Genomic DNA, 16,950 nt, shown 5'->3' on the forward strand with positions numbered 1-16,950 from the left:
CTCAAGGGAGCACGAAAAGCCGAGCGAGACTCTGTGGATAAACGCAAAATCACGGCGGCCGAGCAGACATGAGGCCGGTGGCATCCGCAGGGCCGCCCCCCGCGGCACGTCCATGATCACGGCCGGACGCCGGGGCGCCGCACCGGCCACCGCCGCCGTCGCGCAGTCGGCCGCAACCTGCCAGGAAGGTGCTGACCTGGGGATATCCGCGTTCCGGGCGGACCGATCCGGCAACCGGCTGCTGACCTGTTATTGGATTTGGTGTACTGTGCCGCAACAACCGATACTCCCGACACCCCCGACCCGCCATCCGCAGTTGGAACTTCCGTCCCCGCCCACCGCCCGGTGGAGGACGACAAGGGGATGGGCTCCCGGCCGCTCTGCCCTCCCCTCGCAGTCGGAGAAGCCGTGCGGGTGGCGCCGGAGAAGCAGCGGAGGATGACATGCCAGCAGGGTCACGGCGACGTCTGACACGCCGGGTGGGAGCGATCACCGTCGCCCTCATCAGTCCGCTCGCGATGACCGCTGTCATCGACCCCGCCTACGCCGCCCCCAAGTTCAAGAAGGCCTCCAACGGGGCCTCCATCGCCGGGGTCAAGTGGATCAAGAAGAAGCGTCAGTTCGACTTCACCATCAACTCCAAGGCGCTGGGCCGTAAGGCGAAGGTCCGGGTCCTGGTGCCGCGGAACTGGAAGCGGACCGCCAAGCGGACCTGGCCCGTCCTGTACGCCTACCACGGGGGCCGGGACACCTACGTCTCGTGGACGCGCTCCACCAACATCGAGGCCTGGGCGTGGAAGTACGACGTCATGGTCGTCATGCCCGCCGGAGACAACGGCTCCTACACCAACTGGTGGAACGGCGGCAAGCGCGGCATCCCCAAGTGGGAGACCTTCCACACCCTTGAGGTCAAGCAGCTGGTGGAGCGGAACTTCCGCGCCGGCGGCGCCCGGGCCTGCATCGGCAACTCCTCCGGCGGCCAGGGCTGCATCACCTACGCGGCGCGCTTCCCCAAGATGTTCCGCTACGCCGCCTCCTTCAGCGGCCCGCTGTCACTGCTGGCCCCGGGCATGCCGCAGCTGCTGCTGTACACGATGAGCGGGACCACCAGCAACCCTTATGCCGTCTACGGCCACCCGGTCCGCGACCGGGCCAACTGGGAGGCGCACGACCCCACCACGCTGGCTCCCAAGCTGCGCGGCACCAAGCTCTACATCTCCAGCGGGACGACCGGACGGCCCGGCCCGTATGAGAACCCCAACATGGCGCCGTGGGACATCGGCCTGGTGAGCGAGGCGGCGATCGGTTACAGCAACCAGGTCTTCTACAACAGGCTCAAGAAGCTGAAGATCCCCGTGACCGCACACATCTACGGGGACGGCCGGCACTCTTGGCCCTACTGGATCCGGGAGGCCAAGAGGGTGTGGCCGCAGCTGATGAAGACCCTCGGCGCCCGCCGCTTCAAGTGAGCCCCTGCGCATTCAGGTAAGCCCCTGCACAGCGAATCGCCGGTCACCCCTGGTGGCCGGCGATTCGTTTGCCCGATCGCCCCGGGCCAGGACACCGGACCGTCTCCTCACGGGCAGCGGGCCTGGGACCTGCTTCAAAACGGCAGAAGGAGGGTCTGGGCGATCCCGGCGACCGCCGGAGCCACGCCCAGCAGGATGAACGCCGGCAGGAAGCACAGCCCCAAAGGGGCCACCGCTCGGACGCCGACGGCGCGGGCGCGTGCCGCCGCGGCGGCGCGCGCCGCCGCCCTGCGGTCCGCGGCGAGCCTGGTCAGTGCCGGTGCGAGCGCCGCCCCGCTGTCCACGGCGCGGGCCACGGTGCGGGCCAGCGGCGCCAGTTCGGGCTCCTGCGCGAGAGCCAGCCAGGCGGCGGCCGGATCCGCGCCCAGCCGCACCCTGGCGGCGACGGCGCGCAGCTCGGCGCCCAGCGGGCCGCCGACGGCGTCACAGACCGCCTCGACCGCCTCATCCCAGGAGAGGCCGCCGCGCAGGCATGCCGCGAGCAGACCGATGGCGATGGGCAGGTCGGCGACCATGCGCATCCGGCGTTCCCGCTCCTCGCGGGTCTCCAGCCGGCCGAGCGCAACCGCCACCCCCACGGCGGTCGTGATCCCGCCCAGCACCCCCAACGGCCCGCCGAGGAGCGCCGCCATGGCCAGCCCCGACAGCAGCGCCACGCTCCAGTACCGGCGGCGCCGATTCCGCGTTCCTCCGCCCTTCACACGGGCAGGACCGCCTTGCCGCCCCGCATCGGGTTCCCTGTCGCCCCGGCTCAGCGGCTCCATGAAATCCGCTCTGGACACGGTGGCCGCCGTCCGGTCATTCCCATGCAGCAAACCGCCCACCGAGGAGACGGCGGTTTCTCCTTGCGAGAAATCCGTCCCCCCAGGAAGCCGCCGACCCCCTTCAAAGACAGCCGGCTCTGCAAATTTCAGCCCCGGTTGAGGGGAGTTTCCGGCCGCCGTCCCTGACGAGCTGTGACCGCCGCCGGAGAGCAGGGCTTGTGGGGGCTGCCACTCCTTCCCTTCCGGCGGAGAGGTAGCGGCAAGACCTGCACCAACGTACCGGACACCACCGCCGGGCGCCTCCGCCCGGCCTCCCCTTCCGTTTTTCTGTCGCGGTAACACGACATTGAGCCGCCTTACTGCTATGAGGTTCCCTTCAGCCCAGAGAAAAGCAGCCATCGCGGCACATCCGATACACAGCCATGCCGCAAAACTCATGGTTCTCCTTTCTTGCCACCACTGGAAATTTTCACCACGATGGCCGTTCGCTGAACCTTCTCAAGGCGTGCCCCAGAAGCCTCGATGACGTCCAGTATTGCGATGTTCCAATTCACGGCATCGTCTCCGGTTGCGACGCCCCGCCCCAACGTGTGGAGACGGCGTGCCGAAAAAGGCTCACCGAGGTTTTCTCACCGAAATGAAGCGGGGATTGCACCTGCCGCCTCCCACCAGGGCGAAAGCACACCCGGCCGCTTCCGGTGGAGCCCCCTCGTCCCCGGCGGCGACGGCGTGGGCCTTCGCGGACCGCCCCTGGGACACCTCTTCCCTGCCTCCGCCAGTGGACCTTTTTCAACACGTGGTCTTGGGCACCGCGGACGGGAGCCCTTGCGGTATCCACGGTCATGACGTTGCGGGTCACGGCATTGCCCCTGACTCCGATGCCGCCGGTTCCACCTGCGGGAACGTCGTGTTGAAAAGGTTCAGTGCTCATGCGCCGGCCTGCGGGCCGACACCGCCTCTCGGCGATGCCGGCCGTGGCGAAAGCCTTGCCCGTCTCGCCGGATGCCAAGGACGTTGGAGGGGTGGCGCTCACCGCATCGCCTCGGCGGATCTGGCCAGGCGATTCGTCCACCAAAGGCCCAGCACGTCCAGCCCGAGGCCCAGGGTCAGGCAGATCAGCCCCGGCAGGGTGCCGCAGAGGAAGGCCAGGGGGTCTGCGCCCAAGGCGGCGGCCATCCCCAGGCCGAGCAGGGGCAGGCCGGCCAGCAGCCGGGCGGTCGCGCGGGGGCCTGCCAGCTGGGCCGCGACTTCCCGGCGCTGGGCCTCCTCGTCCCGCAGCGCGGCGGCCAGGTCGGCGATCACGGTGGCGAAGGTGGCGCCGCTGTCTGCGCCGATCCGCCAGCACGCCCCGAGCAGACGCAGCCCTTCTGCTCCCGGGCGGGCCGACAGCCGCTCCAAGGCGGCGGGGATGTCGCCGGGGTCGGGCGGGCCGGCAGGGCCGCCGCGCCGTCGCTCCGCCAGCAGCGGGACGGACACCTCCGCGGGCAGGACGGCCGCGGCCGCCGTGAACGCCGCTTCGGGAGTGCGTCCGGCGTGCAGCTCAGCGGCGACGCCGTCGCACAACTCGATGATCGCGCCCCGCCAAAGCCTCACCGCCCTGTGCTTTTCACGGACCGCGGCCGCCAAGGCCCGCACTCGCCGCAGGAGGGCCGGGCCGGGAGAGTGCCTGGGCGTCCCCGCCAGCCCGGCCAGCCGGTCCGCGGCCGCCGACGGGCTCAGCCCCACCCATGCGGCCAAGGCGGCGCAGATCACCGCCATGCCGGCCGCGCTCATCGGACCTCTTTCAACACGTGCTCTCCGGCGGCTGAGACGGGAGCCCCGATGAGGCACGGTGCCGTGCCGTCGCCGCCCACGGCCTCCTCCCCGGCTGCGACGTCTCTGCCCCGAGCTGCGCAAGCGGCGTGTTGGAAAAGGTTCATCGCACGCTCCTGAAAGGCCGCAGGCGCCCGAGAACCGCACTTCAGGGGTTCCGGGAGAAGACCCACGGGACTCCCGCCGGGGCACGGCGGCTCAGCCATCGCGGCTCCTTTCTTTGGCCTCCCAGACCTTCCTGGCCGCCTTCCAGTGGTCTCCCAGCAGCTCGGTCAGCGCGGCGGCCCCGGCTCCGGCGATCAGCCGGCCGTCCGCTGTGAAGGCGACCGCGGGCACGGCCTCGACCAGCCCGTCCGGGCCGCGCCGCAGCAGGCGGATCTCGGCGACGCGGCGCCGGCCGGCGCCGTCGCGGACGAGGTGGACGACTGCATCGAGGGCGGCCGCGGCCTGGCTGTGAATCGCCTCCCTGGTCAGCCCGGCGGCGCAGCCTAGGGCCTCCAGGCGGGCGGGGACGTCGGCCGCGGTGTTGGCGTGCAGCGTCCCGCATCCGCCCTCGTGGCCGGTGTTCAAGGCCGCCAGGAGGTCCACCACCTCCCGGCCCCGGACCTCGCCGATCACCAGCCGGTCCGGGCGCATGCGCAGCGCCTGCCGGACCAGGTCGTGCAGGGTGATCCCGCCGGCGCCCTCGACGTTGGGCGGGCGGGCCTCCAGCCGCACCACATGGGGGTGCTCGGGCCGCAGCTCGGCGGAGTCCTCCACCAAAACGAGGCGTTCGCGGGGGTCGGCCAGCGACAGCAACCCGCTGAGCAGGGTGGTCTTGCCGGTGCCGGTGCCCCCGGTGATCAGGAACGCCAGGCGGGCGGCCACCAGCGCCGCCAGCAGCGCGGCGCCCGCCGCGGGGACGGCCTGCGCGGCGACCAGCTCCTCCAAGGTGAACGCCCGCCGCCGGGGCAGCCGCAGGGACAGGCAGGTTCCCCCGAGCGCCACCGGCGACAGCACCGCATGGAGCCGGATCCCGCCCGGCAGGCGGGCATCGACGCAGGGGGCCGCGTCGTCGAGCCGCCGGCCGGCCTTGGCCGCCAGGCGCTGCGCCAGCCTCCGCACGGCGGTCTCATCCGGGAAACGGACCGCCGTGCGCACCAGCCCGGCTCCGGCGTCCACCCAGACCTCGTGGGGGCCGTTGACGAGGACGTCGGTGACCTCCGGTGCGCGCAGCAGCGGCTCCAGAGGGCCCGCCCCGGCCAGATCGGCTCGTAACTCGTCGGCCAGCGCGAGCACCTCCCGGTCGCCGAGCAGCCTCCGCTCGGCCCGCAGGGCGGCGGCCACCTGCCCGCCGGTGGGTTCGCCGCCGGCATCGGCGAGCCGTTCCCGCACCGCGTCGATGAGCCTGGGGGCGTTCATGCCGCCTTGACCTCGGGGCTGACGGGGTGGGGCCGCAGCTCGGCGATGAGCCGGTCGCACAGGTCGGGCAGGGAGCCGCGGCGGCTCAGCCGCACGAGGTCGCCGTGTTCGAGCGCGGCGGGGAGCCTGCGGTCGTCTTCGAATGCGCCCAGCAGGGGAAGGCCGAGCGCTTCGGCCATCGCCTCGCCGGGCAGCCCGCCGGGCGACGGCCCGCGGACGATGAGGCCGATGTCGTCGGTGTCGCGGTGCAGCGCGGCGGCGACCTTGTCGGCCGCGGCGGTGGCGCGCAGCTCGGCCGGGACGACCAGCAGGGTGCGGTCGGCGACGCGCAGCGCGGCGCGGTCGGCGTCGGCGGGGCGGCGGGACAGGTCGACGACGATCAGGTCGAAGCCGCGCCGGGCGGCGTCCAGCACCGCGCGCATCGTCTCGGCGTCGACGGGTTCGGCCTCGGTGCGGCCCCAGGAGAGCATGACCACGCCGTGGACGGCGGGCAGCGCCCGGCGGAGCGTGGCCGCGCCGAGCCGGCCGCGGCGGCCGGCCAGGTCGGGCCAGCGGCATCCGGGCGCGTTCTCCTGGCCGAGCAGCAGGTCGATGCCCCCGCCCAGCGGGTCGCCGTCCACCAGCAGCACGCGCAGCCCGCCGCGGGCCCCGGCCAGGCTCAGCATCGCCGCCAGGACGCTCGCCCCCGCCCCGCCCCGTCCGCCCGCCACGCAGACGGTGGCCGCCCGGCCGCCGCCGGGTTCGGCCGCCGCGGCCAGCGCGTCCACCAGCCACGGCTCGTCCTCGGGCAGGGTGGCCAGGTCTTGGGCGCCGACCCCCACCGCCGCGCGGAAGTTCTCCGGGGCGTCGGTCTCGGTCGTCACCAGCACCACCCCGGAGCGCCGGGCGATCCCGCCGGCGGCGAGGCCGTCCGCCAGGTCGGCGCCCACCAGGACGAGCGGCGGCCGGCGCCATTGCGCTCTGGCCTGTTCGACGGTGCGCGCCACGGCGGTGTCGGCGTCGGCAGCGGCGGCGAGCCGCAGCAGGTCGTCGGCGATCCGCGGATCACCGGTCGCGATGAGTGCAGCGATGGCCATGGGAGCCTCCTGTCGTCGGGTGGCTCCACCATGCGTTCCGGCCGCAGGGCGCGGAAAGACCATGCGTGAACTGTGGATAACCATCGCCGGGCCCCTGCCGGGGCCAGAGCGGGAAACCTTTTCCGGGCAGATCGGCAAAAACCACCGAACGTGCGGCGACCCCCGCCGGGGGGGAGAGCGGGGGTCGCCATCCGGTCCGGCCCCAGGGGGGGCAGGGCCGGACCGTTTCCAAGGAAAGCCCCAGAGATCTTCCTGAACGCCCCCAACGGGGTGCCGGTTCGATCTACAGGAAGCGGAAAGCCGTTGCCCTACAGTCTAGACATGATGAACATATCTTGCCGGATCGACACGACTTCCGTCGAGCAGCAAAGTGATACATCAGGCGATGTTTTTTGCTGACTTGCAGGAGATGGCGACCACGAAGCGGGACATCTTGTGATCAGTCCCGCCAAGCCGGCTCCCTCCGGCCTCGTATCGGGACGGCGCCCAGGTCAGAGGCGCCTTCACACCCCCATACCACAACAATGATCACAATCCGTGATCAAATTTCGCCGAATTCTCGGGCCGCCGGAATGCCTCTTCGATGCCCGCCCCGTCCGGCGCGCACATGCGGCCGAGCGCCCTCCCGCCGCCGTCCCGGTACTCGCCGATTTCCGACAGGGGGCTTGTCAACTGGGCAAATGAGGCGTAGACAGGTGTCGTGGGCCGATGGCCCACCCGCACGGCAGCCGGGTACCCACGCGCGACCAGCCGCGGGAGGCGCGTCGAGACGGGCTTGACCCGCTCCGACGATGTGAGGAGCACGCTTGGTAACCCGGTGTGACGTGCGGCGGCGGCGTCCCGGCAGCGGGACGCCGTCCGCTGTGCGGACGGTCCGGCAGGCCCTTTTGCCCGACCTGTTCGGCGCACCGCGGAAGCTTTTTCGACACGCCGTCCCCACAGGCCGCATGCGGGTGCCTCGCAGCCGGGGACGATACCGTGACCTGCGACGTCGCGGCACCGGAACCCCCGGGCCACGTGTTGGGAAAGGCCCGGTCGGTGACGCCGCGCCCTGGAGCCCTGCGGTACCGCACGCCATCGAGACCGCCGCCCCGGCGTCTTGAGCCATGTGCTGAAAAGATTCACCGATCAGCACCAGAACGGCGCCTCACGCGGCCGTTATGGATGACAGTGGAAGACGCTCCGGCTCGGCGTCAACGCAGCCCTCGGAGGCTTGCGGCAATGTCCCGCCCCCACGGCCGGCCGAGCCCCGCCGCCCTTTCATTGAACCTTTTCAACACGCGCTCTTCGAGCACCGGAGACGGGAAGCCAGGCGGTATCCGAGCAGGTCACGGCACCGAGCCCCGCCTGCGGAAACGACATGCCGGAAAAGATCCACCGGACGGAATGTCCACATTCGTCCCATCCGGCCCGGGCCCGGGCGCTCCCCCTGCGGATACCGGACGCGCCCGCGTGCACAAGCGCCGATGCCACGAGAGCGGGCGCCTTTCAGCCGCGCAGATAGGCCTCGCAGATCGCCAAAGAGTCCCGGGCGGCCGCCGCGGTGGCCGCGGCACAGTGCCGGATCCAGGCGGCGACGCCCTCGGGAGTGCCGCCGATATAGCCCCGCAGGGCCTGCGCATACTCCTCGGCCAGTTCGGCGTGCCCCACCTCGGGAGCGGTGAGCGACTTGGGGTCCAGGCCGCGTTCGACCAGGGTCATCCGCTCCGCGGCCCGGGCGATGATGCCGTCCCCCCAGCCGAACGGGCGCAGCGCCAGCAGCTCCCCGTGCACGATCGCGGCGACGACGATGGCGGGGGCCTTGGTCGGCCCGGTGAGCAGCGCGGTCAGGGCGTTCAGGCGGGCCGCCACCTCCTCCGGGGCGGGAGGATCGCCGAGCTTGAGCGGGTCGCGCACCTCCTGCTCCGCAGAGCGCGGACGGCCCAGCGCCTCCGGCCCGACCGCGTCGGCCGCCGCGAGCACGTGCAGCCGGGCCAGCACCTGGCCCGGTGCCTGCCGCCAGATGCCGGTCAGCGTCCCCAGTTCCGCCGACACCCGCAACGCGCCCTGAACGACCGGGTCGACCCGGCGCCCGGGATCGTCCTCCGCCTGGGCGGCGGCGTCCCGGCGCAGCTCCTCCAGGGTGACCGGCACCCCTTCCAGGGCGGCGGACGCGCGGGCGGCGCGCAGGGCGGACTCAGTGGACACCTCGGCGCTGCGGCGGCGGAGGATGCGGTGGCCCAGCAGCCGGTCCACCGCGGCTCGGACCTCGACGACCGCTTCCTCGACGCCGGGCAGCGCCGCGACTTGGGCGAGTGGATCGGTCACGGTCCCCGACCCTATGCGGTCCGCGCATCGCCTTCGCCGCCGCCCCCGCCGGCCGGCGGTCCCGCCGAAGCGCGGGCCGGACGCCCCGGCTCTCCCGCATCCCGCGCCGCTCGTCCGCGAAGACCGGCCGGGGCGGTCGTGCCCGTTCGAGCAGGGGTCAGAAGGCCCGCTCAGACGTCGATGTTTCGGCGATGTGACTGCTGTCACATGCCTGTGAGGGCGAAACAAGCGATTTCAAGGCCCGAATGGCCTTGTGAGCCGCGCGGTTCCTTGGTGAAGTGGACGACACCGGGCGCCACCCTGCTTTCCGCTTCAGAAGGAGTCGACACCGTGAGCGACACGCGAGCTGAACGGGCCCTGCGGCCCGTGAGCTTGGCGACCGCGGTGGGGAGAGGCCGCACAGCGGCGCATCCCCGAGCGGGAGACGGCAGTGAAGTGAAGATCGCAGCCCGGAGAACGTGGCCCTGCCGGCCGCGTGGCGAGGAGGCCAAGTGAGCCAGGAGACCCTTTCCAACCTGCTGCAGGAGAACCGGCGCTTCGCCCCGCCCGCGGAGCTGGCCGCGTCCGCCAACGTCACCGCGCAGGCCTACCAGGAGGCCGAGCGCGACCGGCTGGCCTTCTGGGAGCGCCAGGCCGAGCGGCTGAGCTGGGCCAAGCGGTGGGACCAGGTGCTCGACTGGAGCAACCCCCCGTTCGCCAAGTGGTTCGTCGGCGGCCAGTTGAACGTCGCCTACAACTGCGTGGACCGGCACGTGGAGGCCGGGCTGGGCGACCGGGTCGCCTACCACTGGGAGGGCGAGCCCGGCGACACCCGCACCCTCACCTACGCCGACCTGCAGCGCGAGGTCGCCAAGGCCGCCAACGCGCTGCTGGAGCTGGGCGTGCGCAAGGGCGACCGGGTGGCGATCTACCTGCCGATGATCCCGGAGCTGCCCATCACCATGCTGGCGTGCGCCCGGATCGGCGCCACCCACTCGGTGGTGTTCGCCGGGTTCAGCTCCGATGCGCTGCGCACCCGCATCGACGACGCCCAGGCCAAGGTGGTCGTCACCGCCGACGGCCAGAACCGGCGGGGCAAGCAGTCCCCGCTGAAGGCCACCGTGGACGAGGCGGTGCAGCACACCCCGTCGGTGGAGCGCGTGGTGGTCGTCCGCCGCACCGGCCAGGACATCGCCTGGCACGACCGGGACATCTGGTGGCACGACCTGGTGGACCGGCAGAGCGACCAGCACACCGCCGAGCCGCACGACGCCGAGCACCCGCTGTTCATCCTCTACACGTCCGGGACGACCGGTAAGCCCAAGGGCATCCTGCACACCACCGGCGGGTACCTCACCCAGGTCGCCTACACCCACTGGGCGGTGTTCGACCTGAAGCCGGAGACGGACGTGTACTGGTGCTCGGCCGACATCGGCTGGGTGACCGGGCACTCCTACATCGTCTACGGGCCGCTGGCCAACGCCGCGACCAGCGTGATCTACGAGGGCACGCCCGACACCCCGCACCGGGGCCGCTGGTGGGAGATCATCCAAAAGTACAAGGTCACGATCTTCTACACCGCGCCCACGGCGATCCGCACGTTCATGAAGTGGGGCGAGGACATCCCCGCCCGCTTCGACCTGTCGTCGCTGCGGGTCATCGGCAGCGTGGGCGAGCCGATCAACCCCGAGGCGTACGTGTGGTACCGCCACCACATCGGCGCCGACCGCTGCCCGGTGGTGGACACCTGGTGGCAGACCGAGACCGGGGCGATCATGATCAGCCCGCTGCCGGGCGTCACCGAGGGCAAGCCGGGCGCGGCGATGCGCCCGCTGCCGGGCATCGTCGCCGACGTGGTGGACGATGAGGGCAAGCCGGTGCCCAACGGCGGCGGCGGGTTCCTGGTGGTCAAGGAGCCGTGGCCGTCGATGCTGCGGACCATCTGGGGCGATGACGACCGGTACGTGAAGACCTACTGGTCGCGGTTCGACGGCCTGTACTTCGCCGGGGACGGCGCCAAGAAGGACGACGACGGCGACCTTTGGCTGCTGGGCCGGGTGGACGATGTGATGCTGGTCTCCGGCCACAACATCTCCACCACCGAGGTGGAGTCGGCCCTGGTCTCGCACCCGAAGGTGGCCGAGGCCGCGGTGACCGGCGCCACCGACCCGGTGACCGGGCAGGCCATCGTGGCGTTCGTGATCCCGCGCGGGGAGGCCGGCGAGGAGGTCGACGGCGAGGAGTTCGTGGCCGAGCTGCGCGACCACGTCGCCAAGACCCTCGGCCCGATCGCCAAGCCCCGCCAGATCATGGTGGTGCCGGAGCTGCCCAAGACCCGCTCCGGCAAGATCATGCGGCGGCTGCTGCGGGATGTGGCCGAGAACCGGTCGCTGGGCGACGTCACCACGCTGACCGACAGCTCGGTGATGGACCTCATCGCCGCCAAGCTCCCCACGGCCAAGCCGGAGGACTGAGCGGCGTCCCCGCGGGGCCGGCGGGCCTTCCACCGGCCCCGCGGGGGGCACGCCTCTTTGCGATCAGGTGCGCAAGAACACACCCCGGCCCGCCGAGTGAGGCCAGGGCGGCATGAGTAAACCGTGCAGCGCTGGGTACTCTTGAGCCAGGTGTGCCGGGAAGTCTGGTCGGCGGGGAAAGTCCCCTATGTCACCGTTTGGTCGACGTGGGGGTTTCCTCTTCCTCTTCTGTCCTGACCGCCGACCAGCCCGGGGAGCGCCGTGCCGCGTCGTGTCGCCGCGATCTGGCCCGTCAACCACACCCTCCGCTACAGCCGCAACATCGCCGAGGCCCTGCGGACCGAGACCATCGGCGGCTTCGTCATGCTCGGCGCCACCCTCGTGGCACTGGTGTGGGCCAACAGCCCCTGGCACGACGCCTACGAGTCCTTCCGCCACCACACCCTCGGGCCGTCGTGGCTGTCGATGGACGTGGCGCACTGGACCTCCAGCGGGCTGCTGGCGCTGTTCTTCTACATCGCCGGGCTGGAGCTGCGCGAAGAGCTCACCCACGGGGAGCTGCGCAACCCCCGGCAGGCCGCGCTCCCGGTGATCGCCGCGTTCGCCGGCGTCGCGCTGCCCGCGCTGCTGTTCGCGGCGGTCAGCGCCGGGGTGCCAGGGGCGCTCGGCGGCTGGGCGATCCCCACCGCTACCGACATCGCCTTCGCGCTGGCCGTGCTGGCGGTGGCCTTCCCGTCCTGCCCGGCGCCGCTGCGGGCGTTCCTGCTGACCTTGGCCGTGGTGGACGACCTGATCGCGATCGCCGTGATCGTGCTGTTCTACACCGGCGACCTGGCGCCGCTGTGGCTGCCGGCCGGGCTCGCCCTGATCGTCCTGTTCGGCCTGCTGCAAAAACGCGGCATCCGCTCCCCTTGGGTGCACGCGCCCATCGCGGTGCTGGCCTGGTACTGCGTGTTCCGCAGCGGCGTCCACGCCACCGTGGCCGGCGTCGCCCTGGGCATGCTGACCAGCCCCCGCCAGACCCCCGACGACCGGCGCACCAACGCCGAGCAGGCCGACCACGTGCTGCGCCCGCTGTCGGCCGGGATCTGCGTGCCGCTGTTCGCGCTCACCTCCGCCGGGGTGGCGCTGAACCCGTCCGCCCTGGCCGAGGTGAGCGCCGACCGGGTGGCGCTGGGAGTGATCGTCGGCCTGGTGGCCGGCAAGTTCCTGGGCGTGTTCGGCGGGACGTGGCTGGCGGTGCGGCTGGGCCTGGCCCGGCTGGGGGACGGCCTGCTGTGGCGGGACCTGGCCGGGGTGTCCGTGCTCGCCGGGGTGGGCTTCACCGTCTCCCTGCTGATCGGCGGGCTGGCCTACGCCGACCAGGACCAGGTGACGCGGGTGACCACGGCGGTGCTGGTCGCCAGCGCGATCTCCGCCGTCCTGGCCACTGTGATCTTCCGTATCCGCGTCCGGCGGCTCAAGCACTCCGGCGCGCCCGCGGTGGCCGCCGACGCCGGATGACCCGCCGCATCCAACGACATTGTTACGGCAACACAACACACCGGGCTTATGGGGTGGTCGCAAAGACGTGATCGCGGGTTGGATGGGTCCGGCGGGTGCGCCATCGGCCCCGGCGGCGCGGAGTGGGATCGTATGCCGTCGGGACGGATGTCACCCGGGTGGCAGTACGGTGATCGCTGCTGCCACGCTGTGCACCGTGCCCTGGGAAACCGGTGCCCTGGAAGAAGGGGAGCGACATGACGGAGGCAGGGCCGGGCGAGCGGATCGAGGACAAGTCTCTCGGTGAGCTGGTCGCCCAGGCGTCGAGTGGCATATCCAAGCTGATCAGAGCCGAAATCAGCCTGGCCAAGACGGAGCTGAAGGTCGATGCCCGCAAGGCGGTCGTCGGCGTCGCGCTGTTCTTCGTGGCGCTGGCGGTCTTCGCACCGGTGGCCATCTTCATCGGGTTCGGCCTGGCCTATGCGCTGCACGCGCTGGGCGTGTGGCTGTGGGCGTCGTTCTTCCTGGTGGCCTTCATCTACGTGCTGGTGGCCGCCCTGCTGGGAGTGGTCGGGGTGCTGGTGGTCAAGCGCATCCGGGGGGCCCGCCGCACCCGGCGGACGCTACGGGACCTGCCGGGTGCCTTCCGACATGAAGAGTCCGACAAGCCGGCGCTCACCCGGGCGGACTGAGGGACATGGCCGGGCTCGACGATTCGGTCATCCAGATCGAGGGCCCGTGGAAGCACCGGGCGGTGAGCGCCGGAGGCACCCGCTTCCACGTCGCGGAAGCGGGTGAGGGCCCGCTGGTGTTGCTGCTGCACGGCTTTCCGGAGTTCTGGTGGGCCTGGCGGCACCAGCTGGTGTCGCTGTCGGCCGCCGGTTTCCGGGCAGCCGCGGTGGACCTGCGCGGATACGGCGGCAGCGACAAACCGCCGCGCGGCTACGACCTGGTGACGCTGGCCGGGGACGCCGCCGGGCTGATCCGGGCGCTGGGCGAGGCCTGCGCCACCGTGGTGGGGCACGACTGGGGCGGGCTGCTGGCCTGGACGATGGCGGTCCACCGGCCCAAGGTCGTGCAGCGCCTGGTCGTGGCGTCGGCCCCGCACCCGCTGCGGCTGCGGCAGGCGGTGCGCACCCAGCCGCGCCGCCAGGCCCGGGCGGCCCGGCACTCGCTGGGCTTCCAGCTGCCCATGTGGCCGGAACGGCGGCTGCTGCGCGACGACGCGGCGCTGGTGGGCCGGATGCTGCACGAGTGGTCCGGGCCGGGCTGGCCGGATGAGAGCACCGAGCGGCGGATCCGGCAGGCGATCCAGATCCCCGGGGTGGCGCACTCGGCGCTGGAATACCACCGGTGGCTGATCCGCTCGCTGCCGCGCCCGGACGGCATCCGCTACGCCCGCAGCATGCGCACCCCGATCCAGGCGCCGACCCTGCAGATCCACGGCGCCCTGGACCCGCTCACGCCGCCGAGCGGCGCCCAGGGGTCCGGCCGGTACGTGGCGGCCCCCTACCGCTGGCGCCTCATCGCAGAGGCCGGTCACTTCCCGCACGAAGAACGCCCCGAGGCGTTCGACGCGGTGCTCCTGGAGTGGCTGAAGGACTCCGGCGCCCCCGGCCGCTGAGCCCCCCGGCCGCCAGAACGGCTCAGCGCGCCGCGCGCAGCGTCACCTTCAGCGGGGCGGACGCCAACGCCGGGTCGTCGCTGCGCGCGGCGAGGTCGCGGCTGACGGCGATGACCGCGGCCACGTCGATGCGGTGGGGCGGCCGGGCCGCATACGGCTCCAGCCGGTCGGCGGCGCGGGTCAGCAGGGCCCGGGCGCCGCGGGGGTTCCCGCGCCGCAGATGGGTCAGCCCCACGGCCACCTGGGCGAGCCCCCGCCACAGCTCGCGCTCGCCGGGCGGAGCCGCCTTCCACACCGACTCCAGCACCTCGTGGGCGTGGAAGGGCCGGTCGGCGTCCAGCAGCCGCTGAGCCTCCTCCAGCGCCTCCTCAGGGCCGAGCTCCAACTCGTCCGGCATCGTCGGCACACCGGTCGCGCCGCGCGGCAGGGGGCGCCCGTAGGCGTCGCGGGGACGCGCGTTGCGGGGCCGCCCGTGCTCGTCCCGATCCCGCATGCCCTCAAACTTACGCGGGAGGCGTCAGTCGGAGCAGGCGCCGGTGCCGACGGGAACGGTGGCCGTGCGGCCGGTGACGGCGTCCGGCTCGACCTCCTCGGCGGTCAGCGCATAGCCGGTGGACGGGCTGCCCAGCGCCGCCGCGAAGATCACCCCGTAGACCGTGCCGTCCGGGGCCAGCAGCGGGCCGCCGGAGTTGCCGGGCTCGACCTTGCCGCGGATGGCGTAGATCTCCCGGACGACCTCGCCGGAGTGGTAGATGTCCGGGCCGGTGGCCTTCAGGTGGGCGCGGACGCGGGCGGCGTCGGCGGTGAAGCCGTGACCCTTGGGGAAGCCGGCCACGATGGCGTCGTCGCGGGTGCGGGCCGGGCCGCCGAACTCCAGCGGCCGGGCGGTCAGGCCGGGAACGTACAGCACGGCGATGTCGCGCCGCGGGTCGTACAGCACCACCCGGCCCCGGCCGAGGCGGCGGCCGTCGTAGGAGATCACGTCGATCGGGCCGCGGACCCCGGCCACCACGTGGGCGTTGGTCATGATCCGTTCGGGGGAGTAGACGAACCCGGTGCCCTCGATCTTGCGCTGGCACTCCGGCGCGGTGCCCACCAGTTTGAAGATGCTGCGCCGGGCGACCGCCAGGGCGGGGCTGTTGCGCACGTTCTCGTTCGGCGGCGGCACCTCCACCACCGACTCCCCGCCCAGGCCGTAGAAGACGCGGGGGAACTCGCTGCTGTCGACGAACTGCTGGAAGGAGGAGAACCAGGTCCGTGACCGCTCGGGCATCACGGTGTCGACGCCCTCCAGCACCGCGGAGGCGTTGACCTGGGTGCGCAGCCACTCGATCTTGGCACCCGACAGCATGGTGCCGAAGAACCAGGCCACGATCAGCAGTGACAGCGTGCTGACCAGCGCTCCGCCCACCGCGTCGGCGGCCCGGGCGTTGTTGCCGGTCACGCGGTTGCGCAGCACCGCGCCCAGAGAGGAGGCGGCCAGCTGGCCGATGGTGGCCGACAGGAAGGCGATGATGATCGCCAGCAGGGCCTGCTGGGCGGTGCCGTCCACCACCGTCTCCGCGATCGGCGGGGCCACCAGCACTCCCACCACGCCGCCGCCGATGAAGCCGGCGAAGCTCAGCAGGCTCACGATGAAGCCCTGCCGGTACCCCGATACCGCGAACAGCACCACGAGCAGCAGCAGGATCAAATCAAGAACGTGGTCGCCCAGCACGAAATTCACCGTATAGTGCCGGGCTGGAGATTCACCTCTTCGCAACGGACCGGTTCCGGACGTGCCGTGACGCCCGCGGGGGGTGACCCCTTCCCGGGGGTGAGGGCCCGTCCCGGCCCGCGGAAGGTCAGCCCCGGGCGGCCAGGGCGATGACCTCCGGCGGCAGGTCCTCGATCCGGCTGGTGTCCCAGGGCCGGTCCCAGCCGCCGAGCTTGAGGATCTCGGTCAGCAGCATCGCCGTGAAACCCCACACCAGCATGCCGCTCACCCGGAACGCCGGCCCGGCGAACCCGGAGGGGTGCCGGACGTTGAGCCGGTTGCCCGGGTCGGTCAGCTCCGCCAGCGGCACCCGGGCGACCGCGGCGACCTCCCCGGGGTGGCCGGGCGAGATGTCGGAGGGCTCGCGCCACCAGGCGGCCACCGGGGTGACCCGGTAGTTGCTGCGGGACAGGTACAGCTCCGGCAGCGTCGCCAGCACCTGGCAGCCGGACGGGCGCACCCCGGCCTCCTCGTGGGCCTCCCGCAGCGCCGCCGCCACCGGCCCGTCGTCGTCGGGGTCGATGCGCCCGCCGGGGAAGGCCGGCTGGCCGGCGTGCTTGCTGAGCGTGGCCGCCCGCTGGGTGAGCAGCACGTCCGGGCCGTGCGGCCCCTCGCCGAACAGCACCAGCACCGCGGCGGCGCGGGCGCCGGCGGGCGGGCGCAGGAACGGGGGGACCTTCAGGCGCGGCGCCTCGGCCATGAACCGCTCCAGCCAGGGCGGCGGCGCGGCGGCGGGCCGCGGGAAC

General features: G+C 72.4%; 13 protein-coding genes. 5 read left to right on the forward strand and 8 right to left on the reverse strand.

The window, feature by feature from the left end; all coding sequences use genetic code 11:
• The first annotated feature begins 518 nt into the window (after window positions 1-518).
• Window positions 519-1,469, forward strand: coding sequence for an alpha/beta hydrolase (locus TCUR_RS23710; protein ID WP_041442901.1), 951 nt, complete (start codon window positions 519-521; stop codon window positions 1,467-1,469).
• 134 nt (window positions 1,470-1,603) lie between these two features.
• Here TCUR_RS23710 and TCUR_RS23715 read toward each other — a convergent pair whose 3' ends face one another.
• The 5 genes from TCUR_RS23715 to TCUR_RS23735 form a co-directional block, all read right to left on the reverse strand.
• Complete coding sequence (locus tag TCUR_RS23715) at window positions 1,604-2,185, reverse strand: type II secretion system F family protein (RefSeq protein ID WP_245536933.1); 582 nt, start codon at window positions 2,183-2,185, stop codon at window positions 1,604-1,606.
• Between the two features lie 1,137 nt (window positions 2,186-3,322).
• On the reverse strand, window positions 3,323-4,066 hold the full coding sequence (locus TCUR_RS23720) for a type II secretion system F family protein (RefSeq protein WP_012855136.1): 744 nt from the start codon (window positions 4,064-4,066) through the stop codon (window positions 3,323-3,325).
• A gap of 237 nt (window positions 4,067-4,303) precedes the next feature.
• On the reverse strand, window positions 4,304-5,506 hold the full coding sequence (locus tag TCUR_RS23725) for a TadA family conjugal transfer-associated ATPase (protein ID WP_012855137.1): 1,203 nt from the start codon (window positions 5,504-5,506) through the stop codon (window positions 4,304-4,306).
• On the reverse strand, window positions 5,503-6,582 hold the full coding sequence (ssd, locus tag TCUR_RS28200; protein ID WP_012855138.1) for a septum site-determining protein Ssd: 1,080 nt from the start codon (window positions 6,580-6,582) through the stop codon (window positions 5,503-5,505). Before ssd ends, TCUR_RS23725 begins: the two co-directional genes overlap by 4 nt.
• 1,488 nt (window positions 6,583-8,070) lie before the next feature.
• Complete coding sequence (locus TCUR_RS23735; protein WP_012855139.1) at window positions 8,071-8,889, reverse strand: Fic family protein; 819 nt, start codon at window positions 8,887-8,889, stop codon at window positions 8,071-8,073.
• 491 nt (window positions 8,890-9,380) lie between these two features.
• Here TCUR_RS23735 and acs point away from each other — a divergent pair, with 491 nt between their 5' ends.
• From acs to TCUR_RS23755, 4 genes are all read left to right on the forward strand, one after another.
• The gene (acs, locus tag TCUR_RS23740; RefSeq protein WP_012855140.1) at window positions 9,381-11,342 is read left to right on the forward strand and encodes an acetate--CoA ligase; all 1,962 of its coding nucleotides are present in this window, start codon (window positions 9,381-9,383) and stop codon (window positions 11,340-11,342) included.
• A 261-nt stretch (window positions 11,343-11,603) separates the two neighbouring features.
• Entirely contained in the window at window positions 11,604-12,845 is a 1,242-nt protein-coding gene (gene nhaA, locus TCUR_RS23745) for a Na+/H+ antiporter NhaA (RefSeq protein WP_012855141.1), read from the forward strand.
• Window positions 12,846-13,081: 236 nt separating this feature from the next.
• Window positions 13,082-13,516 (forward strand): phage holin family protein, encoded by a 435-nt coding sequence (locus TCUR_RS23750; RefSeq protein WP_012855142.1) that lies wholly within the window; start codon window positions 13,082-13,084, stop codon window positions 13,514-13,516.
• A 5-nt stretch (window positions 13,517-13,521) separates the two neighbouring features.
• The gene (locus TCUR_RS23755; RefSeq protein ID WP_012855143.1) at window positions 13,522-14,448 is read left to right on the forward strand and encodes an alpha/beta fold hydrolase; all 927 of its coding nucleotides are present in this window, start codon (window positions 13,522-13,524) and stop codon (window positions 14,446-14,448) included.
• Window positions 14,449-14,470: 22 nt separating this feature from the next.
• Here TCUR_RS23755 and TCUR_RS23760 read toward each other — a convergent pair whose 3' ends face one another.
• The 3 genes from TCUR_RS23760 to TCUR_RS23770 all read right to left on the reverse strand — a co-directional run bounded on the left by TCUR_RS23760 (window position 14,471) and on the right by TCUR_RS23770 (window position 16,904).
• The gene (locus tag TCUR_RS23760) at window positions 14,471-14,941 is read right to left on the reverse strand and encodes a DUF309 domain-containing protein (protein ID WP_012855144.1); all 471 of its coding nucleotides are present in this window, start codon (window positions 14,939-14,941) and stop codon (window positions 14,471-14,473) included.
• Window positions 14,942-14,965: 24 nt separating this feature from the next.
• Window positions 14,966-16,165, reverse strand: coding sequence for a MarP family serine protease (locus TCUR_RS23765; RefSeq protein ID WP_041442907.1), 1,200 nt, complete (start codon window positions 16,163-16,165; stop codon window positions 14,966-14,968).
• A 127-nt stretch (window positions 16,166-16,292) separates the two neighbouring features.
• Window positions 16,293-16,904 (reverse strand): NUDIX hydrolase, encoded by a 612-nt coding sequence (locus TCUR_RS23770; protein WP_012855146.1) that lies wholly within the window; start codon window positions 16,902-16,904, stop codon window positions 16,293-16,295.
• Window positions 16,905-16,950 lie beyond the last annotated feature (46 nt).

The sequence above is a fragment of the Thermomonospora curvata DSM 43183 genome (assembly GCF_000024385.1).
GTDB lineage: Bacteria > Actinomycetota > Actinomycetes > Streptosporangiales > Streptosporangiaceae > Thermomonospora > Thermomonospora curvata.

Coding starts and splice junctions, on each gene's coding strand:
- TCUR_RS23720 (WP_012855136.1), bottom strand. CDS start 4,066: ATGAGCGCGGCCGGCATGGCGGTGATCTGCGCCGCCTTGGCCGCATGG.
- TCUR_RS23760 (WP_012855144.1), bottom strand. CDS start 14,941: ATGCGGGATCGGGACGAGCACGGGCGGCCCCGCAACGCGCGTCCCCGC.
- TCUR_RS23750 (WP_012855142.1), top strand. CDS start 13,082: ATGACGGAGGCAGGGCCGGGCGAGCGGATCGAGGACAAGTCTCTCGGT.
- TCUR_RS23755 (WP_012855143.1), top strand. CDS start 13,522: ATGGCCGGGCTCGACGATTCGGTCATCCAGATCGAGGGCCCGTGGAAG.
- TCUR_RS23770 (WP_012855146.1), bottom strand. CDS start 16,904: ATGGCCGAGGCGCCGCGCCTGAAGGTCCCCCCGTTCCTGCGCCCGCCC.
- TCUR_RS23725 (WP_012855137.1), bottom strand. CDS start 5,506: ATGAACGCCCCCAGGCTCATCGACGCGGTGCGGGAACGGCTCGCCGAT.
- TCUR_RS23710 (WP_041442901.1), top strand. CDS start 519: ATGACCGCTGTCATCGACCCCGCCTACGCCGCCCCCAAGTTCAAGAAG.
- ssd (WP_012855138.1), bottom strand. CDS start 6,582: ATGGCCATCGCTGCACTCATCGCGACCGGTGATCCGCGGATCGCCGAC.